General features: G+C 33.4%; 20 protein-coding genes. 12 read left to right on the top strand and 8 right to left on the bottom strand.

What is annotated here, in order from left to right; all coding sequences use genetic code 11:
• The first annotated feature begins 294 nt into the window (after positions 1 to 294).
• Both DXU93_RS09865 and DXU93_RS09870 read left to right on the top strand, forming a co-directional pair.
• Positions 295 to 945 carry a hypothetical protein gene (locus DXU93_RS09865; RefSeq protein WP_116881125.1) on the top strand — a complete coding sequence of 217 codons (651 nt, stop codon included), beginning with the start codon at positions 295 to 297 and terminating at the stop codon, positions 943 to 945.
• Positions 920 to 1453 carry a T9SS type A sorting domain-containing protein gene (locus tag DXU93_RS09870; protein WP_165851382.1) on the top strand — a complete coding sequence of 178 codons (534 nt, stop codon included), beginning with the start codon at positions 920 to 922 and terminating at the stop codon, positions 1451 to 1453. The genes DXU93_RS09865 and DXU93_RS09870 overlap by 26 nt, the downstream gene beginning before the upstream one ends.
• Before the next feature lie 155 nt (positions 1454 to 1608).
• On the opposite strand, the gene DXU93_RS09875 is transcribed toward DXU93_RS09870, so the two are convergent.
• The 4 genes from DXU93_RS09875 to DXU93_RS09890 form a co-directional block, all read right to left on the bottom strand.
• Positions 1609 to 2145: a DUF4382 domain-containing protein gene (locus DXU93_RS09875; RefSeq protein ID WP_116881127.1), complete on the bottom strand. Its 537-nt coding sequence runs from the start codon at positions 2143 to 2145 to the stop codon at positions 1609 to 1611.
• Positions 2146 to 2466: 321 nt separating this feature from the next.
• A complete protein-coding gene (locus DXU93_RS09880) occupies positions 2467 to 3171 on the bottom strand; it encodes an SDR family oxidoreductase (protein ID WP_116881128.1) in 705 nt (234 codons plus the stop codon).
• Positions 3172 to 3260: 89 nt separating this feature from the next.
• Entirely contained in the window at positions 3261 to 4127 is an 867-nt protein-coding gene (gene sucD / locus DXU93_RS09885; protein ID WP_116881129.1) for a succinate--CoA ligase subunit alpha, read from the bottom strand.
• 466 nt (positions 4128 to 4593) lie between these two features.
• Entirely contained in the window at positions 4594 to 8046 is a 3453-nt protein-coding gene (locus DXU93_RS09890; RefSeq protein ID WP_116881130.1) for a S8 family serine peptidase, read from the bottom strand.
• A 165-nt stretch (positions 8047 to 8211) separates the two neighbouring features.
• Between DXU93_RS09890 and DXU93_RS09895 the strand changes: the two genes are divergently transcribed.
• From DXU93_RS09895 to DXU93_RS09935, 9 genes are all read left to right on the top strand, one after another.
• Positions 8212 to 9171 carry a glycosyltransferase family 2 protein gene (locus tag DXU93_RS09895; protein ID WP_116881131.1) on the top strand — a complete coding sequence of 320 codons (960 nt, stop codon included), beginning with the start codon at positions 8212 to 8214 and terminating at the stop codon, positions 9169 to 9171.
• A 169-nt stretch (positions 9172 to 9340) separates the two neighbouring features.
• Positions 9341 to 10117 carry a toxin-antitoxin system YwqK family antitoxin gene (locus tag DXU93_RS09900; RefSeq protein WP_116881132.1) on the top strand — a complete coding sequence of 259 codons (777 nt, stop codon included), beginning with the start codon at positions 9341 to 9343 and terminating at the stop codon, positions 10115 to 10117.
• Positions 10118 to 10149: 32 nt separating this feature from the next.
• Positions 10150 to 10821: a hypothetical protein gene (locus DXU93_RS09905; RefSeq protein ID WP_116881133.1), complete on the top strand. Its 672-nt coding sequence runs from the start codon at positions 10150 to 10152 to the stop codon at positions 10819 to 10821.
• A gap of 233 nt (positions 10822 to 11054) precedes the next feature.
• Entirely contained in the window at positions 11055 to 11291 is a 237-nt protein-coding gene (rpmB, locus tag DXU93_RS09910) for a 50S ribosomal protein L28 (protein WP_116881134.1), read from the top strand.
• 40 nt (positions 11292 to 11331) lie between these two features.
• A complete protein-coding gene (gene rpmG, locus DXU93_RS09915; RefSeq protein WP_107039912.1) occupies positions 11332 to 11514 on the top strand; it encodes a 50S ribosomal protein L33 in 183 nt (60 codons plus the stop codon).
• Positions 11515 to 11521: 7 nt separating this feature from the next.
• Positions 11522 to 11677 carry a DUF4295 domain-containing protein gene (locus DXU93_RS09920; RefSeq protein WP_116881135.1) on the top strand — a complete coding sequence of 52 codons (156 nt, stop codon included), beginning with the start codon at positions 11522 to 11524 and terminating at the stop codon, positions 11675 to 11677.
• Between the two features lie 77 nt (positions 11678 to 11754).
• Positions 11755 to 12711 carry a signal recognition particle-docking protein FtsY gene (gene ftsY, locus DXU93_RS09925; protein WP_116881136.1) on the top strand — a complete coding sequence of 319 codons (957 nt, stop codon included), beginning with the start codon at positions 11755 to 11757 and terminating at the stop codon, positions 12709 to 12711.
• Positions 12712 to 12783: 72 nt separating this feature from the next.
• Complete coding sequence (locus tag DXU93_RS09930; RefSeq protein ID WP_116881137.1) at positions 12784 to 14208, top strand: FKBP-type peptidyl-prolyl cis-trans isomerase; 1425 nt, start codon at positions 12784 to 12786, stop codon at positions 14206 to 14208.
• Positions 14209 to 14217: 9 nt separating this feature from the next.
• The gene (locus tag DXU93_RS09935; protein WP_165851383.1) at positions 14218 to 15144 is read left to right on the top strand and encodes a 1-aminocyclopropane-1-carboxylate deaminase/D-cysteine desulfhydrase; all 927 of its coding nucleotides are present in this window, start codon (positions 14218 to 14220) and stop codon (positions 15142 to 15144) included.
• 345 nt (positions 15145 to 15489) lie between these two features.
• Here the strand turns inward: DXU93_RS09935 and DXU93_RS09940 are convergent, their stop codons facing one another.
• A complete protein-coding gene (locus DXU93_RS09940) occupies positions 15490 to 15924 on the bottom strand; it encodes a hypothetical protein (RefSeq protein WP_116881139.1) in 435 nt (144 codons plus the stop codon).
• A 131-nt stretch (positions 15925 to 16055) separates the two neighbouring features.
• Positions 16056 to 16490: a peptidylprolyl isomerase gene (locus DXU93_RS09945; protein WP_116881140.1), complete on the bottom strand. Its 435-nt coding sequence runs from the start codon at positions 16488 to 16490 to the stop codon at positions 16056 to 16058.
• 255 nt (positions 16491 to 16745) lie between these two features.
• On the opposite strand from DXU93_RS09945, the gene bshC reads away from it, so the two are divergent.
• Positions 16746 to 18332: a bacillithiol biosynthesis cysteine-adding enzyme BshC gene (bshC, locus tag DXU93_RS09950; RefSeq protein ID WP_116881141.1), complete on the top strand. Its 1587-nt coding sequence runs from the start codon at positions 16746 to 16748 to the stop codon at positions 18330 to 18332.
• 86 nt (positions 18333 to 18418) lie between these two features.
• Here bshC and DXU93_RS09955 read toward each other — a convergent pair whose 3' ends face one another.
• Positions 18419 to 18841, bottom strand: coding sequence for a hypothetical protein (locus DXU93_RS09955; protein ID WP_116881142.1), 423 nt, complete (start codon positions 18839 to 18841; stop codon positions 18419 to 18421).
• Positions 18842 to 18846: 5 nt separating this feature from the next.
• Positions 18847 to 19446 carry a hypothetical protein gene (locus DXU93_RS09960; protein WP_116881143.1) on the bottom strand — a complete coding sequence of 200 codons (600 nt, stop codon included), beginning with the start codon at positions 19444 to 19446 and terminating at the stop codon, positions 18847 to 18849.
• Positions 19447 to 19535 lie beyond the last annotated feature (89 nt).

Here is a 19535-nt window from a genome sequence, read left to right on the forward strand (position 1 = left end):
ATGGTACTGCCCTTTTAAGGGTGGGAGAGTAAGTCGACGCCACTTTTTAAAAACCTCATACATTCATTTGTGTGAGGTTTTTTGTTTTATATACTTTTTTTATTTGCGTTGATGATACTGTCCGTCAGCAGACGGATGGGCTAGTATTCCAATATAGATAACGAGTTTAGAAATCTTACATATTCTGATATAGGCGCTGATGAATTTGATACTGATTGGTCTATAATTTTTGACCTTTCTACGGACAGTATTATTAATCCGAATAATTTAAGTTGTAGTGATAACGATTCTATTTTGTTTATTTTCTCAAATAATTATACGGATACGATTACGAGCGCTATAATAGAATGGAGTATAAATGGAGGTACATCAAATTTATATAATTGGAATAATGTGCTTGCTCCTGGACTTAGTGATGCCGTATTTCTGGGCTTTGGAAACTTTATTCCAAATACTAATTATATCATAGATATCACTATTTCTGAACCAGACGGGATTGAAGACGCTTATTTTGCAAACAATGATTTAAGTGTACCTTTTTTATGCTATGTAAAACCTTCTATTGAATTAGATCAGAACTTTATTTGTGATGGAGATGCACTTGTTTTAAAGTCATCATTCTCCGATGCTACTTATAGCTATTCATGGTCGGGAGGCTCAACAAATGATTCAATAATTGCAAATGTAGGTGGAACTTATTGGTTAGAAACCATTGATACTTTTGGCTGTGTTGAGAATGACACCGTTGTTATTACAATATTTCCAGCACCAACACCTGTTTCAATTTTAGCCTCGGATACTGTTTTTTGTAGTGATGAATTTGCAACCTTAACAGCTGATCCCATCCTTTCAGGTAACACGCATACTTGGAACAGGAACTGGCCTGGAGGAAATCCAACAAGTATTACTGTGGATGAAGATGGCCGAAGTAATTCTCACAATTGAAGACCCGAATGGTTGTTTACAATACGATACAATTCAGCTAACGACTGTTCAGGTGCCCTATACCAATATATGGAGTGGTGGACCAAACATATATTGTGATAATATCCCTTCGGGTAGTACTTTTCAATGGTACTTGGATGGCGCTATAATTCCTGGGGCTGTTGGTCAAGTTTATACTCCAGTTGTTAATGGAGTTTATTCACTCGTGGTAACAAATGGAATTTGTTCATATACTACAGATAATTATCATTATTATAAGGTAGGTTTAACGGATGTAAATAAAAATGAAATATCCTTGACGCCTAATCCTGCAACTTCCAAAATCAAAATCAATACTTTGAATTTAAAATTCAGTTTTACGATATATGATGCGACAGGAAAAGTTGTAATGGAGGCAGAAGATGTTTATGATAACACGATTCCGATTATTGATTTAGTGAAAGGAATCTATATGATTGAATTGTTAATTGGTGAAGATTTTATAATGAAAAGATTTGTGAAGAATTGAGCTGGTTCCTTACAGGATTTTTTAAATACAAAAAAGGATTTGTCAATTGAATCTTAACAAACCCCTTCAATAAAAGTCATAATTTTTTATGATTTAGTATCACAATTATATGCTACAAAATATATTATATGTACCAAAAATAACTAACTGTATCCTTAAATATAAATAACTTCTTCCACCTTAATCACAGGCTTTAACTTGTATTGACCATTTCCAGTTTCTACGATTGAACTCCCTGCGTCAAAATCTAATGTTACAACCATTGTTTGATTTGAAACAACCTCTGAGTTTAAGTTAATTTTAATACCTGTTTTATCTTGACTAGATAATTCCAAAGGATGTTGCGTTGTGGTAGACGTAATACTGTCTTCTTCAACTGCATAATTTCCTTCTCCAAGGATAAGTCTAACCTGATTCACTTTCCCCGCTGGTATTGCAGTTGGATCTGCCAAAACATCTGTAACACCATTTTGTAATTCAAGTAAATCGTAAATTCCTGTATTTGCATCTAACTGAACCCAGTCTCCATCATAGTGAGCCCAAACTTCGATAATGTTAACATTAACTTCGGTAAAATCTGCAGGATCATCTGTAAGTAAAACCTTTATTTTACCTTCATCGTTTTTGTTACAAGAAAGTGTTAGACCTAATAGTATAATTAAAGAGATAATAAAAGTTGCTATGTTTTTCATAAGGGCATGTATTATATGATTTCTTTAAAACTATAACAAAGTAACTCTAAATCCAATTTATTTTTATTTGTTTAACAACTCTATTTAGAAAAACTCATTGTTAAGTTATTTTCCACCCCGGCGGAAACCGGTAGCTTTTTGAAACTCTTTTATTGTAGGAACATTTACTTGAGCGAGCGACCTTGTGAAGCTAACTCAAGAAATAAATTCCACATAAAAGAGTGAAGAAACTAAAGGATGTAGACGGATTAGGAGGCCAAAAAAAAGCCAGAAATCTCAATAAAGACCTGACTTTTTCAATGTTAAATTTAAATATATTGTTTAGAATGGATTTGTTGCATGTACCGTGACTTCTGGAATGTAAGCTCTTCTGTCCATTTGTAAAGTATTAATAATTGTTTCTGCAATGTCACTTGGAGTTAACTTGTTACTTTCCAATGGACGTTCCTCACGGTTTTCTTCATCTCCAAATGCTGTGGGTACTTCACTAGGATTCACTTGTATTACTCTAATGTTATTTTTTCGTAATTCTCCTTGCCATGCTTGAGTCATTCCTCTTAATGCAAATTTTGAAGAAGAATAAATTGATCCTGTTGGATAACCTTTGAGAGATGCAGTTGAAGCAATGTTAATGATATCACCATAGTTTTGATCAACGAATATTTTGGCAGCGCCTTGTGCAACCATTGCCGCACCGAAAACATTGACTTCGTAGACTTTTCTCAATTCTTCTCTTGTTAAGTCTACCAATTCATTTCTTAAGCCAATTCCCGCATTGTTCACCAAAACATCCAATTCACCTATTTCTGTTTTTATGTATTTATACAAAGCATCAATTTCTTCGTCTTTGGTAACATCACATTTGAAAGGCACCGCACCAATTTCTTTCGCTACAGTTTCTGTTTTTTCGTGATCTCGCCCAGTAATAATCACCTTAGCTCCTTTTTCAATGCAGGCAATTGCTGTAGCTTTTCCTAATCCTGAATTTCCTCCAGTTATAAGTATCACTTTATCTTTTAAGTCCATATTATCTGTTTTTATGCGTTTAAAAATATTAAGGTAACAAAAAAGGGAGTCTAAAAAAGACTCCCTTCAATATTTATAACAGAAAAGACTTACAATAGTTCAGCCATTTTTTCTCCAATTTTTGCAGGAGAATCAACAACGTGAATACCACAGTCTCTCATAATTGCTTTCTTTGCTTGAGCTGTATCGTCTGCACCACCAACAATTGCACCTGCGTGACCCATTGTTCTTCCAGCTGGAGCAGTTTCACCTGCGATAAATCCAACAACTGGCTTAGTACCATTTTCTTTGATCCATTTTGCAGCGTTAGCTTCTAAGTTACCTCCAATTTCACCAATCATAACGATTCCTTTTGTTTCAGGGTCGTTCATTAGTAATTCAACAGCTTCTTTTGTTGTAGTTCCAATAATTGGATCACCACCGATACCAATTGCAGTTGTAATACCTAATCCAGCTTTTACAACTTGATCAGCAGCTTCATACGTTAAAGTACCTGATTTAGATACAATACCGATTGAACCTTTTTCGAATACGAAACCTGGCATAATACCAACTTTTGCTTCACCTGCAGTAATTACACCTGGACAGTTAGGTCCAATTAATGTACATTCATAAGCAGAGATATATTCTTTTGCTTTAATCATGTCATTTACTGGAATACCTTCTGTAATACAGATTATCACTTTAATTCCCGCATTTGCAGCCTCCATGATTGCATCTCCAGCAAATGCCGGTGGAACAAAAATGATAGATACATCAGCAGCTGCTTTATCAACTGCCTCTTGAACTGTGTTAAATACTGGCTTGTCTAAGTGAGTTTGTCCACCTTTTCCTGGAGTTACACCTCCAACAACGTTGGTTCCAAACTCAATCATTTGACCTGCATGGAATGTTCCTTCGCTTCCTGTGAAACCTTGGACAATTACTTTTGAATCTTTATTTACTAATACGCTCATGTTCGCGAGTTTTCTACATTTGGTTAATGCCGTCAAAAATAGAATTTAGATTGGTTAATGGCAAGTAAATTGAATAAAATGTTTGTCAATAAGGACAGAAAATTGAATGAATTCTTTATTTCCTCCTTTTATATATATGGATATTGGATTCATTTATAAATTGAGTTATTTTCTTTAGAACTATTAAAAGGCGAGAAGTTTAATTCATAACCCAATTGTGTATAAAAACCGTCTTGAAGTAGGATTAAAAATTGAATAAAAGCATCATCTATACTTTATGAAATAAAAAAAATGAAAATAAATTGTTTTTCTTGCTTGATATTAGAATTATATCCTTAGATTTGTCACGAGATTACATAATGTAAAAAGTAATCAGGTTTTATAGTTTTAGCATGGTTTAGCAAAAAGAGGAATAAATGTAACGCATTTATTCCTCTTTTTAATTTATAGCTATTTTTATTTACACCTAATGAATGACACTTACTCGATTAGTAGCCATCATTCTTTGTTGATTATTTCTAAAATGAATAATGTAAATTCCACTTGCCCAATTTGAAACTTTTAATTGAGTCTTTTGACTATCTAAACTTACTTCCATCATTTTCTTCCCGTTCGTAGTGTAAATAATCGCATGCGTAATTTCTTTATTTGACTTTTCGATTGTAACGATATCCTTACTAGGATTAGGATAAATCACCAATTGGTTCTCCATTGCCTCATTCGTTGTACTAAGATTCAAGTCTTCAACCGTAACAGCTTTACATGTTACTGTTGTGTCACATGAACTCATCGCAGTTAAACATACGTTATAAATTCCCTCATTTGTATAGGTATGGGTAGGTTCAAAATCAATAGAAGAGTTCCCGTCGTCAAAATCCCATAAATATGCGATGGCATTTTGAGAGCTATTGTTGAATTCAATCGTTAAATTGTAATTATCATTGGTGAAATCCGCAATTGGTCGAATAACTGATGGGTTTTCGATAGTGAAGTTCTCAGTGATTTTACAACCTTGAACATCTTCTGCAGTGATTTGATAAGTTCCTGATGTAAGATTAGACCATGTATTTGAATTTGGTCCGTTTGCCCATTGATAAGTAAAGCCAGTACTTCCTGAAGCGCTTACAGAGATCTCTGCATCATTACTATTAACACAAGTAGGTGATGTGATGGTTTTACTTAAACTTAATTGAGTGACATAAGTTATAGGGAAATGTAGTGTTGTATCGCACCCAGTTGCATCGGTAATGGTTACTTGATAATTATTTGGAAATAGATTCGTAACAGTTGGTCCCGTCATTCCGTTATTCCAAGTGAAAGTATATCCAGGAGTTCCTCCAGTTACATTTAATGTGATGGAACCATTTTGTAATTCGTTACAGACAGGTTGATTTATACTTTCTGAAATATTGATGTTACAATTCAAATTTGATTTTATTTCAATACAATAATCTTCAACTTCACCTTGATCGAATATTCCACATGCCCCTGAAGTTCCTGTCGCAGTTGTTCCATTGTAAGCCATTTGGACCCTCATTCTAGTTTTACCCAGTGTTGCTCCTCCTGGAATTGTGAAATTACCACCAATAACACTAAGTCCAGCACTTGTTTGGTTAAATACAAGTTCGCTATTGTCAAATGTTCCATCCTGATTATAGTCAATCCAGATGTTTAACTTTTCCTCCAAAACTTGACCATCGAAACCTAAGGTGGCAACAAAAGGAATATTTTGATTGAGCTCTAAACTAAATGCGTTTTCATTAAAACGATAGCCATTATCATCTCCACTTGTAAATGTATTGCCATTGATTTGGAACTCCTCAATCCATTCATTTTGAATTCCTAAAATAGCTTCTGGTTGGTCACCGTTATTGATACTTGTTTTTAAAGTTAAGCCATCTGATTGTGAAATCATTACCGCAGGAATGGTTATTGAATTGTTGTTTCCTCCCATTTCTATTGTTCCTGCGACATTATTCACGACAATTACCGCAACCGCACCAGCATTTTGGGCATTCAATACTTTTGTTGTGAAGTTACAATTACCTCTGTCTACAATTGCAATGTTTCCATTGAGTTCAGTAGCGTTTAACAAAGTGTTGCAGCCTTCATTAGGAGATGCTGTTCCGTCATTAACCAAAATCAATTCACCTGTGACATAACCATTAGAAGGGTTTCCGCCGAAGTATGATGTGGCTTGAAAGGTGTAATTACCCGCTATTGAACTAGGACTATAAACCTGAAATTGGGCATTGGTATTGTTTGTCGCTTGATGATCACAATAGTTCAAATTGATGCAGTTTCCACAGCCATCTGTTTTAAATTTGTAGCTTCTTGAAGGAACTCCTATTTGTCCATTACAAATCGAAGAAACAGTATATTCATAAGTGGTACAATTGGTGAGTCCCGAGAAAACATAATTTGTGTCAGTTGTATTGTAACTAGACCAAATTCCTGATCCTTCAACTTGAATATTGATTTGATAGCTGCTGGCATTGCTGTTAGGATTGAATCTTATTTCGCTTGAATAATCACTTGTAGTTGCTGTAATTATTGAATCTGGAGGAATACATAAAGTACAAGTTGCATCCATAATGTTATCAAGTGCATTTTTTGAATTGATTCTTCCTCCAGTAATTGTTTTTGTTTGCAAATATGCTGTTTGATCAACACCGTCGAAGAGCGCTTTTTTAACGCGTTTTGCTGCTTCTTGAGGGTTGGTTCTGGATAGAGATTCTAATTTAAAACAAGGTATACTGTACATTAATCCGATTACGCCAGCTGTTAGAGGACAAGCAAAAGATGTTCCTGAAGTATATGTGTATCCGTTATTAGCTGCTGTAGTGTAAATTCCAGAACCCGGAGCAGCCACATCAATGGTTTGATCTCCATATCCTGCAAAGTCAACAATGTCTTGATTATTAGTCGCAGTAACGCTAATCATGTATTCACTTGCACAAGTTGTTGGGACATCACCGAATGTGTCAACATCTTGATCTTGATTCGTTGTTGCACCTACATTTAAAATTCCCGCTTCTCCTAAATCATCATAGAAACTACACCATATTGGATAGTTAGCAGGATCTCCACCATCAACACCCCATGAAGAACTTGTTGCTACAACAAAAGCCCCTTTATTTCCATTGCTTTGGTTGTATAATAGTCTTGCATTTAATGCATAATCGTAGGATGCAATGATATTTGCCTCTGTAAATGGATTTCCATAACCAGCAATATCCATAATTTTTATATTCCAATTGGCTCCTGTGACACCATTATCATTATTACCTATTGCTCCAATCATTCCTGCACAGTTAGTTCCGTGCGAGCCCGTTCCAATATTGTCGTCGTTTGAAGCTACATTCCATCCATTATAATCATCGATATAACCGTTACCGTCATCATCTATGCCGTTGTTTGGGATTTCATCTAAATTTTTCCAATGATTTCCTGAAAGATCATCGTGATTTAATAGGTCAGCGCTTTCTATTAAAGCCACCACAATTTCTTTTCCATTATCTGTTGTTCCACCAGTGGTAATATCCCAAGCTAATTCAGATTGAATCAAGTTATGATGCCATTGGTTGTTGAATTGTGGATCGTTCGGCGTAGCACGCAATTTGACAGGTCTGTTTGGTTGTGCAAATAAAATCTCTGGGTGTTTAATAAGTGATGAAATTACTTCATCTTTATTGGTAGTCAAACCATTAAAATTCAATAAATAGATGTCTGCATGTTTGGATAAACACTGTTCTATTTTTAATTCAAAACTTTCATGGACATTAAGAAGTAATTCTTCAGGTGAGTTGTCCTTTTGCATTTTGATTATGACTTGATCTTTATTGCTTTGATTCAGTTGGCCAAAAACGGAATGCGTAATTAAAAGAAAGAAAGTTATAAATCGTAAAATTGTTTTCATGAGTTATTTAATCTTTGTGCAATATACTTTAAAATAATGAATTAGAAAAAGCTATCATTTTGAATGATATTGTTTGTATAGATAATGTTGAAAATGCTAAAAAATCCTTTTATTGAATAATTGATTATCGAAACAACAAGAAGAAATTTATATATTTGTTCGCTCATGGACAAAAAAACTGAAATATCTATTGTTGTTCCACTCTATAATGAAGTGGAATCTTTACCAGAATTGCATAAATGGATTATTTCTGTAATGCAAAAGCATAATTTTTCTTACGAGATTATCTTCGTAGATGATGGAAGTAAGGATGGCTCTTGGGAGGTAGTTGAAAACCTTAAGGCGCAAGATGGCAATGTTCGTGGAATTAAGTTTCAACGTAATTATGGGAAGTCAGCAGCGCTCCAAAAAGGTTTTGAAGCGGTAAAAGGGGAGTATGTTATCACTATGGATGCAGATCTTCAAGATTCACCAGAGGAAATACCTGAAATGGTACGCATGATTAAAGAGGATGGTTTTGACATGATTTCTGGATGGAAAAAGAAAAGATACGACCCTTTATCTAAGACAATACCAACAAAATTATATAACTGGACAGCAAGAAAGCTTACAGGGATTTATCTTCATGATTTCAATTGTGGATTAAAGGCTTATCGTTCTATCGTTGTAAAAAGTATTGAGATTTATGGAGATATGCACCGATATATACCAGCCTTGGCAAAATATGCAGGTTTCAATAAGATTGGTGAAAAAGTTGTACAACATCAGGCCAGAAAGTTTGGTGTGACAAAATTTGGTTTGAATCGATTTATGAATGGACCTTTAGATTTACTATCAGTTGTCTTTATTGGAAAGTTTGGTAAAAAACCGATGCACTTTTTTGGTGCGATTGGTACATTGCTTTTCTTTATTGGTTTTGTTTTTGCACTTTATTTGGGGATCGACAAAATTGTAAGCTTTTTCTCAGATAGCTTGTCTCCTTTAATTGCGCAGCGAACTGAATTTTATATTGCGTTAACATCGATGATTATTGGAAGTCAATTTTTTCTTGCAGGGTTCATTGCGGAGTTAATCGGAAGAAATTCTTCTTCAAGAAATATGTATTTGATAGAAACTGAAATCTAGGCCATTGTTTTGGTTGGTCCAAAATTTAGAACTTCATTGACAATTTATTTTAAGAAGCGACGTTATGAAATTAACCTTGTAATTTTTCGCTGTATTCATTTGGAATAATCCTTGTTTTAAATAGCAGTGAATAAATCGAATTATGAAATCAAAAAAAAAGAGTTAACCTATGAATTTTATCAAGTTGAATATTGTTTTAAGCTTAATGTTTTTAACGAGTTCTTTTACTATTTTATTTTCACAAATTAATCAAGTCGATTCTCAAGGGAGGAAGCAAGGTAAGTGGGTAAAAACTTATGCAGATTCTGATGATATTCGTTATGAAGGCGAATTTAAAGATGATAAACCAGTAGGTAAGTTTGTGTATTATTATCCTGATAATAGTATTCGATCAATTATAAAGCACGACCCAAATAGTGATCGAAGTGAAGCTTATTTCTACCATCCATCCAAAGAGTTAATTGCGCACGGTATTTATAGAGGTAAAGAAAAGGACAGTGTTTGGTCTCATTTTTTAACTACTGGTCATTATAGTTATACTGAAACATACAAAAATGGAGTGCTTCATGGTGAGCGCATAACTTATTATGGTCAAGAAGCGGTAGAAGATCCAGAAGTTAAATTGGTTTTACGAAAAGCAAATTATGAAAATGGAAAGCCACATGGTGAATATGTAGAATACTTTGCTGATGGGTTAATTAAAGGGAAAGGTCAATATGTTCATGGCAAATTGAACGGTGTAATTATTAAGAATCATGCGAATGGTAACATTATGATTAAAGAACGATGGAAAAATAATGTGAAACATGGTTGGTGGGTTTCTTATGATGAAAGTGGTAAAGAAGATGGCCGTATTTTATACAGGAATGGAACTTTAATGGAAGGAAAGCAAAAGGATGAATATCTTGAAAAATTGAAAAAAGAAGGTGTTAGCCCAAATAAATAGTTTAATTTTATTTGCTCGTAGATTAAAATAAGATGTTGAAAAAACTTTGTTCTTCCTTATTCATCCTTTTGCTCATTGGATGTAAAGAATCTGAAACTGTAGATTTCGGATATGACTATTTTCCTCAAACTGAAGGGAACTTCGTAGAATATGATGTACTAGAGGTTTTTCATGACGTTAACGTAAATCCACAACACGATACGATGCAATACCGATTAAAAACAGTTGTTGGAGAAGAAATGATTGATAATACAGGTAGGGCTGTTCGAAAATTCTTTAGGTATAAATATGATCTTCAAAGTGGGGAGTTGTTTGATCAGCGCGTTTGGACTTCCGTGATTGATGATGGAAGGGGAGAACTCGTAGAAGAAAATCAACGTAAAATCAAATTGGTTTTTGCAGTGAAAGCAGATAAGGTTTGGGATGTAAATGCATTTAACGAATTTGAGTCTAAGGAGGTTTATTATAGTGGTGTTAATGAAGAAATGACATTTAACAATAATGAATTTGAACAGACGGTAACTGTAAATTATGAAGATTTTTTCTCATTGGTAGATTATCGAAAGCAATATGAGGTGTATGCCAAGGGAGTTGGTCTAGTGAAGAAAAGCTTCAAGGATTTTACGATAGAAAACTTTGATACCACTGCAATTCAAAAAGGAACAGAGCTTCATTATGAGTTGATTAATTATGGTGTAGAGTAGTCTTTTTAGTTTGGAAAATGTTAAAATCACATTTCAATAATAAAAAGTTAGTATGTTAAATGAATTTATGCTTGCATTTTATATATGATTGACTTATATTTGCAATCCATTAAGAAAAAGGGATTTGGATTTCTGTTTAAAAGCGAAAAAAAATCTTTTAAAACATTGGCTATTAAAGAAAAGTTTTCTTTCTTTGCAGCCGCTTTTGTAATTAGCATAAACTATTTTAAAATATGTCACGAGTTTGTCAGTTAACAGGGAAAAGAGTAATGGTTGGGAACAATGTTTCTCACTCCAACCAAAAAACAAAACGTAAGTTTTACCCTAATTTAGTAAAGAAGAAATTTTATCTTCCAGAAGAGAAAGAGTTTATAACCCTTCGAGTTTCAACTTCAGCGTTGCGTACTATCAATAAGAATGGTATTACAGCATGTGTTAAAGAGGCAAGAGCGAAAGGATATTTAAAATAGTAGATAGCCGAAAAGTTATACACTAGGAAAAAGAAATAAAATGGCAAAAAAAGGAAATAGAGTTCAGGTTATACTAGAGTGTACTGAGCACAAAGAATCAGGAAAGCCTGGTACATCAAGATATATTAGTACAAAGAATAGAAAAAATACGCCAGAGCGTTTAGAATTGAAAAAATTCAATCCTATTCTTAAGAAGATGACAATTCATAAAGAAATTAAATAGTTGAGTTATGGCAAAGAAATCAGTAGCATCTTTACAGACAGGTGGTGGTAAAGCCCACACTAAAGTAATTAAGATGGTGAAAAACGAAAGAGGATCTTACTCATTCCGTGAGGAAATGGTTCTAAATGGAGATGTTAAAGAATGGTTCGCAAAAACCAAATAGTATTCGCATTTTCAATTAAATAAATACTAATTATTAGCTTCTTGCCTTTCGGTAGGGAGCTTTTCTTTTTTTATATTATGGCATTATTTGGACTGTTTGGGAAGGATAAAAAGAAGAAGTTAGACCAAGGTTTGGAAAAAACTAAGGAAAGCTTTTTATCTAAATTAACGCGTACCGTTGTTGGTAAATCTAAGGTTGATGATGAGGTTTTAGATGATTTGGAAGAAGTGCTAATTACATCAGATGTTGGGGTAAAAACAACTTTGAAAATTATCGAACGTATTGAAGAACGTGTTGGAAGAGAAAAGTACGTAAGTACTTCAGAGTTGCAAAACGTCTTGCGTAGTGAAATAGCTTCTTTGTTGGAAGAGAATAACACCAGTGACGTTGAATATGATATTCCTAAACATCCCGATAATAATCCACATGTAATAATGGTGGTGGGTGTAAATGGTGTTGGTAAAACCACAACTATTGGAAAGTTAGCACATCAATTCAAAGGAATGGGAAAACAAGTGGTACTTGGTGCTGCAGATACATTCCGTGCTGCCGCCGTTGACCAATTAATAATCTGGTCTGAACGTGTTGGCGTACCAATTGTACAACAAGGTATGGAAGCAGACCCTGCATCTGTAGCTTTTGAAACGCTAGAAGTTGCTAAAGCAAAAGGAGCGGATGTTGCCATAATTGATACAGCAGGAAGGTTACACAATAAGGTGAACTTGATGAATGAGTTGACGAAGATTAAACGAGTAATGCAAAAAGTAGTACCTGGTGCACCTCATGAAATTTTATTGGTATTGGATGGTTCAACAGGGCAGAATGCTTTCGAACAAGCTAAACAATTCTCTCTAGCTACAGAAATTAACGCATTAGCAATTACTAAACTTGATGGTACTGCCAAAGGAGGAGTTGTTATTGGAATTTCTGACCAAATGAAAATACCGGTTAAATATATAGGTGTTGGTGAACAAATGAATGATCTTCAATCATTTAATAGAAGGGCTTTCGTTGATTCCCTATTTGGAGAGTAGATTTATTTCTTATCCACCTTACTTTTTTACCTTTGCATTGAATTTATAAATACAGTAAATAGAAATTTATACATGAAAAAATTATTGTTTATCCCATTGGCAGCACTTTTCGTGGGTTGTGGATCAAATCCAAAAAATGCTTCAGAAATTAATTTAGATGATTTCAAACAAAAGATTTCTTATTCGTTAGGTGCGGATATGGGAACGAACTTTTCAAATATACCAGAAAATATTTTCTCTGAATTAGATAAAAGTGAATTAGAAGAAGGATTCTATACTTTTTTGAAAGATGTAGAAATGTCTACTGATGATTGTAGAGAAGTACTAAGTACAGCACTTGGTAATCCATCTGGAATTGATACAACTGATTATAGTAGAGCTAGAGTATCACACTGTTATGGCGCTATTTTCGGAGAAATGTTGAGAAAGTCACTTGAGTCTAAAAATGCAATGGACGAAGTGAATTTTGATATTGCACGAATCGGTTTTGCAAATTCTTTGGTTCAAACTGATACTATAATTCCTCTTGAAGAACGTCACCAAATGATTATGGACTTTAACAATGATTTGAATAACATTGCTGGTGAAGACTATATGGTGGAATTATCTAAAAAGCATGAATCAGATGTTCAAGACGAAGGGTATATATTAATTGAAAATAAAGCTGGAAACGGTGAAGCAATTGATTTGTCAGGAGAATATAATATTGTTTATACAATGACAAATATTTCAGGTGATACTATTATTTCAACACTTCAAAGTCAAAAGCTTTCAGATCAAGAAAACGCTCAAATCGTTAATGTTGATGATATCGTTTTTCCAGAAGCTTGGAAATTAGCAGCAAAAAATATGGAAGTAGGTGGAGAATATACGATTCATACTTCTTATGATTTAGCATATGGTGAAGATGGGCTACAAGCTCCAAACTCTCAAAGTTATGTGATTCAACCATATTCTGCTTTAACTATTTATTCTAAGGTGTTGTCTCAAGGAGAGCGTTTTAGCTCTGTTAAAGAAAGTGGTGCCCAAATGCTTGAAGAAGCCAAAAATCAACCAAACACAGTGGTTGATCCTTCAGGATTTGTTTTAACGACTTTGGAAGAAGGAAAGGGAAATCAAGTGAATCCTGGTGATGATGTTCAAGCACATTACATTTTGTCTAACTCTAAAGGACAAGTGATTGAAAATAGTTATATGTCTTCTTCTCAAAATAATCAACCAGCACCTTCTTTTTCATTGAATGGTGTTGTGAAAGGATGGCAATTAGCTATTCCGAAAATGAAAGAAGGAGGGCGTTATAGATTAACTCTTCCATACGATTTAGCTTATGGAGCACAAGGAAACCAAACGATTCAACCTTATGAAACGCTTTCATTTGAGATTGAGGTATTGAAGGCTGGGGATCCGGGTACATTGGTTAAACCAAGACAACAACAATTTTCAGAAGAGCAATTAAAGCAACTTCAAGAAGAGTTTAAAAAACAACAACAGAAATAATATATTGAAGTGATAAGAACTTCTAATTCTATACTTGAAAAGGTTCGTCTTCCAATTGGAAAAGGCGAACCTTTTTCTTTTGAAGTCAAAAGAGATGACTTGATTCATTCTGTGATTTCAGGGAATAAATGGAGGAAATTAAAATACAATATTCTTCAAGTAGAACACCGTAAAAATCAAGGGGTACTTACTTTTGGTGGACCTTATTCAAATCATTTGATTGCTACTGCTAAAGCTACAAATATCGCTGGTTTAAAATCAATTGGAATTGTAAGAGGTGATGAGCTTAATAATGAAAGTAATGCAACTCTTAGACATTGTGCAGAATTAGGAATGCAATTGGTTTTTATTTCTCGATCAGAGTATCGATCAAAAGATGAACCTGCATATCTTAAAAATCTTCATTCACAATACCCTAATTTTTTCATTGTTCCAGAAGGAGGTAGGAATTATTATGGTGTAATCGGATGTCAGGAGATATTGACAGAAACCAATAATGATTATGACCATGTTTATTTGGCAGGAGGAACAGGTACAACAGGTGCTGGTTTGTTATTGGGTTCGAAACCAAATACAAAAATTCATGTTGTTTCTGCACTAAAGGGAGACTTTTTAAGGAATGAAACTAAACAATTGTTGTATTTAGTATTGAATGACTCAGAAATGGTTGAGTTGTACATGGACAGGCTGCTTGTACATAATGATAGTCATTTTGGAGGTTATGCAAAAGTCCCTTTAGAATTAACAGATTATATTAATAGTGTATATCATCGAAGCGCTTTAAAACTCGATCCTATTTATACCTCAAAAGCTTTTTATAAAATGGAGGAGGATTATAACTCAGGTTTAATATTAAATGGCGAAAAGGTGATATTTATTCATACAGGTGGTTTACAAGGGGCAGAACCATGGTCGAGTAAAATCGATTTTTTGTAATCCTAAGGTGAGAAGTGAAACTCCTTTTTTAATGAAGGTAATGTGATAAAAAAAAAGAGATTAACGCCGTTAATCTCTTTTCTGCTAAAATACCATAAAACTTTTGTTCCAATATCCTTCAAGTATCAAAAACATATCAGAATTATAGCGATAAACTGATTTAGGTGAGTTGTATCTTAAAATCATTTTGTTGCTCACTCTTCTACAAATGTAAGTTATTTTTTGTCAAAATGTAGCTAAAATGCTTGAAACTAGTGGTGTTCTTATCGAGTGACGTGTTTTAACCTGTGAAATGATGTTTTACAGCCTTGAATGACATTATTATCATAGATTCATTCAATTTTTCTATTGTCCTTGTTGTAATTCCTCAATAGAAGTCATTATTTCAGGGGCGTTTGTGGCAAAATACAAAAATGAAAGTACTGTTAAAGCAATCCCTATGGCTGTAACAATCCCTATGATTTTCCAGTATGTAACAAAGTTTTTAGCAAAGTTCGCTATATCAAAACTGTCTGATTTTACGTTGATGGACATATTAAGAAGTAGGGTGGATACATAGATTAATATTCCAAAACTAAGTATGTTAATGATTGTTTGAACAGGCAAAGCGAATAAGGCAAATAGTGAAATGAGTATACCTATTACACCGAATAAAACACCTAATATACCAACTAGTTTTAACCATATTGATGATTTCTCTAATTTTTCAATCACAGATTGATTGATCCTTTGTCCTTGAGGGATTTCTTGTAATTCTTGTTCTTCTATTGAGTCTGACATATTATTTTATTTTGAAGTTAATGCTCAAAATATAAATTATTCATCTCATAAAATATTTTATTTGAAAATCTTAGCATAAAAAAAGGCCGTCTATTTAAAGACAGCCTTCAATAATGATGTGTATTCAGAATTTAATCTTCTAAAATAACTACTTCTTCAATTTTATCACCAACTTTAATTTGATCAATTACATCTAAACCTTCAGTTACGATACCAAAACATGTGTGGTTTCCATCAAGGTGAGCTGTATTGTTTCTACTGTGACAAACGAAAAACTGAGAACCTCCTGTATTTCTTCCTGCATGTGCCATTGATAGAACTCCTCTTTCGTGGTGTTGTTTATCTCCATCTAGCTCACAGTCAATTGTGTATCCAGGTCCTCCTGTACCTGTTCCTTTTGGACATCCACCTTGAATTACGAAATCAGGAAGTACACGGTGCCAAGTTAATCCATTGTAAAATCCATCCTTTGCCAATTTTGTGAAATTCTCTACAGTTTTTGGTGCGTCTTTATCATAAAAGTCCACCTTCATTTCACCTTTATTCGTTTTTATTATTCCTTTCATAATCTTCAATTTTGCTGCAAAGATAATGAATGATATACTATATTCTAAATTTATCAACCATCAATTGATTACTTGACATATTTTAAGGGAGTTGAGTGATGAAACTATCATAAAATTGATGTCCATTTTAACTTGAGTTGGGTGGTGAATAGTTCACATTTTGAATACCATTTTTTCCATATCAATATTTCATTGAAATTTAAAACAATATCCTTTTATCTTTGTCATTATACAAAGTTAGACGATTAAGTAAATATGGAGAAACTAAAGATTAACCGTAGAAAAACCTCATTTTTTAGTGAATTAGCAAATCAAATTAATGATCAACAGAAGGATTTAAAAGAATTTGTGCAAGCACCGTTTAGTATTGAAAATTTTGGGGAAATCATTCAAACCAAAAAACAAGATTTCACTAGAGCTCAGCGTCAGGCTTTATCAGAAGTGGTCAATCAACAATTAGCGGATTATAAAGACTATTCTAAAGTGAAAAGTAATATTGATTTACTTGCTGAGGAGAATACCTTTACGGTAACAGCGGGACATCAATTAAACCTTTATGGAGGACCATTGTATGTGATTTATAAAATTATGGATGCCATTAAAATGGCTGAGGAATTAAAAGAAGCTTATCCTACAAATAACTTTGTACCTGTATTTTGGTTGGCTACTGAAGATCATGATTTTGAGGAAATTAATCACCTTCATTTATTTCATGATAAAATGACTTGGAATACTGATCAAAAAGGTCCTGTTGGAAGATTTTCTTTGGATGATATAGATACTTTTAAATCTGAAATACTAGATAAATTTGATAATAACCCAGAATATGCTAAGTTCTTAGATCAATTTTATAAAAAAGGTAATCTAGCAGAAGCGACTATTGAATTGATGATGTCTCTTTTTGGTGATTATGGTTTAATCGTTCTTGATGCCGATAACACCAAGTTAAAATCAACATTTAGTCCAATTGTTAAAAAAGAGATTGAAACACATTTTTCTGAACGAGAAGTTCTAAAAACCACAAATAAACTTGAAAATATTGGTTTTCACGGTCAAGCAATGGCCAGACCTATTAACTTGTTTTACATCAAAGATCAATTTAGAGAGCGTATAATTCCATTGGAAAATGAGACTTTCCAGATTGGAGAAGAAACAGTGTCAAAAGTAGATTTACTGAAAGACTTGGAACAAAATCCTGAGTGTTTTTCTCCAAATGTAATTTTGCGACCTTTATATCAAGAATTCATTTTGCCAAATCTATGTTACATTGGTGGAGGAGGAGAGATGTCCTATTGGTTGCAATTTAAGGCAATGTTTGAAGAGGTGAAAATTCCATTTCCTTTATTAAAAGTACGTAATTCTGTTCAATGGTTTGATAAAAGTACAACCAAAAAGTTTGATAAGTTAGGATTGAATTACTTAGATGTTTTTGAATCCATTCATGCGGTGAAAAAGCAGTATGTACTAGATAATGCAGAAGTAGAATTGGATTTCACCACATTGCAAGAGAAATCTGAAGCCTTGGTTACAGAATTAATTAAAACAGTTACCGATTTAGACAAAGGTCTGGAAGGATATTCGAAAAGTGAAGCCACAAAAATTCAAAAGCAGATTGATCAATTACAACAAAAGCTAATTCGTCATCAAAAGAAGAAAAGTGATGATGCGATGAAGCAAATTGATGGAATTTATAAGCGTTTATTTCCAAATAATGGCTTGCAAGAAAGGTATGAAACTATGGTTCCTTTTCTTGGAAAATATGGCGTTGAGGAATTTGTTGAAATGGTTTATAATCTAATAGAACCTTCCGAAGAAGATTTAATTGTAATGGTTGATAAATAAAAATATCGGACGAAAATTTTAATTATAAAAAAAGCTCCTTTGCTAAATGTAAAGGAGCTTTTTAGTTATCTAATAATGGTTAAATTTTACTCAACTAGTTTAAGGTCTAATACGATTTCGTCTTCCCAATCGTAACACGTTTCCTCACAATTTTTATAAGAAATCGCGCTTAATTTTTCACTGTCAATTACTGTGATTTCTTCTCCATTATCTTCGTATTTTGCTGTCGCGGTGTACCTTTGATCTACTGGCATTAAATAGTAAATTGCACCTTCAATTGTTGAGAATTCATCGATTATATTGCCCTCTTCATAGTAGCCTCTATAAAAGGTGACGTCGGCAGCATTATTTGGACTTGTAGATAATTCAAGTTTGACATATAGCTCATCAGGTTCCTCTGTATAACATATTTGATTATAATCGCAAATATCCTCTTTTCCTTTGCTACAAGCGTTAATAAGAAAAATAGATCCTAAGAGTACTGGTAAAATTATAAATCGCTTTTTCATTTTTTCTAGTTGTTATTGATGAACATACTGAATTTGATATTTATTGTATGTGGGTTAGAATAAGGATTTTGGTGGAGATTGAGGTAACCTAAGTTTAATCTTGATATCTTAGAAAACTGCCACGACAATCCAGCACCAGGTGTAATGGTATATAAATTATTACGTTCTTCTTTAAATCCTTTATACTTTCCATAAAAGTATCCAAGTTTTAAACCTCCATAAACACCTAATTTCGTATCATTTAGAAACTGAGTAAAGTAGAATCTTTTTTCTAGGTCAATTGAAAACTGTAATACTCTTTCTTGTGCTTGAAAAATGATACCATCACCTTCTTCGAATCTTACAGTTTTGTAATATGGTCTAAAACTTCCATTGAAAGTTGCACTGAAATCATATCCCAACTCTTCTAATCCAAGTCCAAAATCAAGTAGAAAATCTTCATGATTAAAGATTGTTCCCATATTAATTCCAAATGTTGGTTGAAAATAACTTACGTTAAATGGATTAACAAAAATAGCTTGTCCATTTGCTTTTTTTGCGTGTAAACTGAAGATACACAGTATAATAATTGGCGCCATCAATTGACGAATACTTGATTTAATCATAACAACTTGGTTAATACTTTAATTTGAATGTAAAAATATACAAAACAATTTATTTAAAATTATCAAAAGTTATACCAAGAATTAATTCT

Origin of the sequence: Brumimicrobium aurantiacum (assembly GCF_003402975.1) — a bacterium.
In the GTDB taxonomy this organism is placed as follows: domain Bacteria; phylum Bacteroidota; class Bacteroidia; order Flavobacteriales_D; family Crocinitomicaceae; genus Brumimicrobium; species Brumimicrobium aurantiacum.

Coding starts and splice junctions, on each gene's coding strand:
- DXU93_RS09870 (WP_165851382.1), top strand. CDS start 920: ATGGCCGAAGTAATTCTCACAATTGAAGACCCGAATGGTTGTTTACAA.
- DXU93_RS09875 (WP_116881127.1), bottom strand. CDS start 2,145: ATGAAAAACATAGCAACTTTTATTATCTCTTTAATTATACTATTAGGT.
- DXU93_RS09880 (WP_116881128.1), bottom strand. CDS start 3,171: ATGGACTTAAAAGATAAAGTGATACTTATAACTGGAGGAAATTCAGGA.
- sucD (WP_116881129.1), bottom strand. CDS start 4,127: ATGAGCGTATTAGTAAATAAAGATTCAAAAGTAATTGTCCAAGGTTTC.
- DXU93_RS09890 (WP_116881130.1), bottom strand. CDS start 8,046: ATGAAAACAATTTTACGATTTATAACTTTCTTTCTTTTAATTACGCAT.
- DXU93_RS09895 (WP_116881131.1), top strand. CDS start 8,212: ATGGACAAAAAAACTGAAATATCTATTGTTGTTCCACTCTATAATGAA.
- DXU93_RS09900 (WP_116881132.1), top strand. CDS start 9,341: ATGAATTTTATCAAGTTGAATATTGTTTTAAGCTTAATGTTTTTAACG.
- DXU93_RS09905 (WP_116881133.1), top strand. CDS start 10,150: ATGTTGAAAAAACTTTGTTCTTCCTTATTCATCCTTTTGCTCATTGGA.
- rpmB (WP_116881134.1), top strand. CDS start 11,055: ATGTCACGAGTTTGTCAGTTAACAGGGAAAAGAGTAATGGTTGGGAAC.
- rpmG (WP_107039912.1), top strand. CDS start 11,332: ATGGCAAAAAAAGGAAATAGAGTTCAGGTTATACTAGAGTGTACTGAG.
- DXU93_RS09920 (WP_116881135.1), top strand. CDS start 11,522: ATGGCAAAGAAATCAGTAGCATCTTTACAGACAGGTGGTGGTAAAGCC.
- ftsY (WP_116881136.1), top strand. CDS start 11,755: ATGGCATTATTTGGACTGTTTGGGAAGGATAAAAAGAAGAAGTTAGAC.
- DXU93_RS09930 (WP_116881137.1), top strand. CDS start 12,784: ATGAAAAAATTATTGTTTATCCCATTGGCAGCACTTTTCGTGGGTTGT.
- DXU93_RS09940 (WP_116881139.1), bottom strand. CDS start 15,924: ATGTCAGACTCAATAGAAGAACAAGAATTACAAGAAATCCCTCAAGGA.
- DXU93_RS09945 (WP_116881140.1), bottom strand. CDS start 16,490: ATGAAAGGAATAATAAAAACGAATAAAGGTGAAATGAAGGTGGACTTT.
- bshC (WP_116881141.1), top strand. CDS start 16,746: ATGGAGAAACTAAAGATTAACCGTAGAAAAACCTCATTTTTTAGTGAA.
- DXU93_RS09955 (WP_116881142.1), bottom strand. CDS start 18,841: ATGAAAAAGCGATTTATAATTTTACCAGTACTCTTAGGATCTATTTTT.
- DXU93_RS09960 (WP_116881143.1), bottom strand. CDS start 19,446: ATGATTAAATCAAGTATTCGTCAATTGATGGCGCCAATTATTATACTG.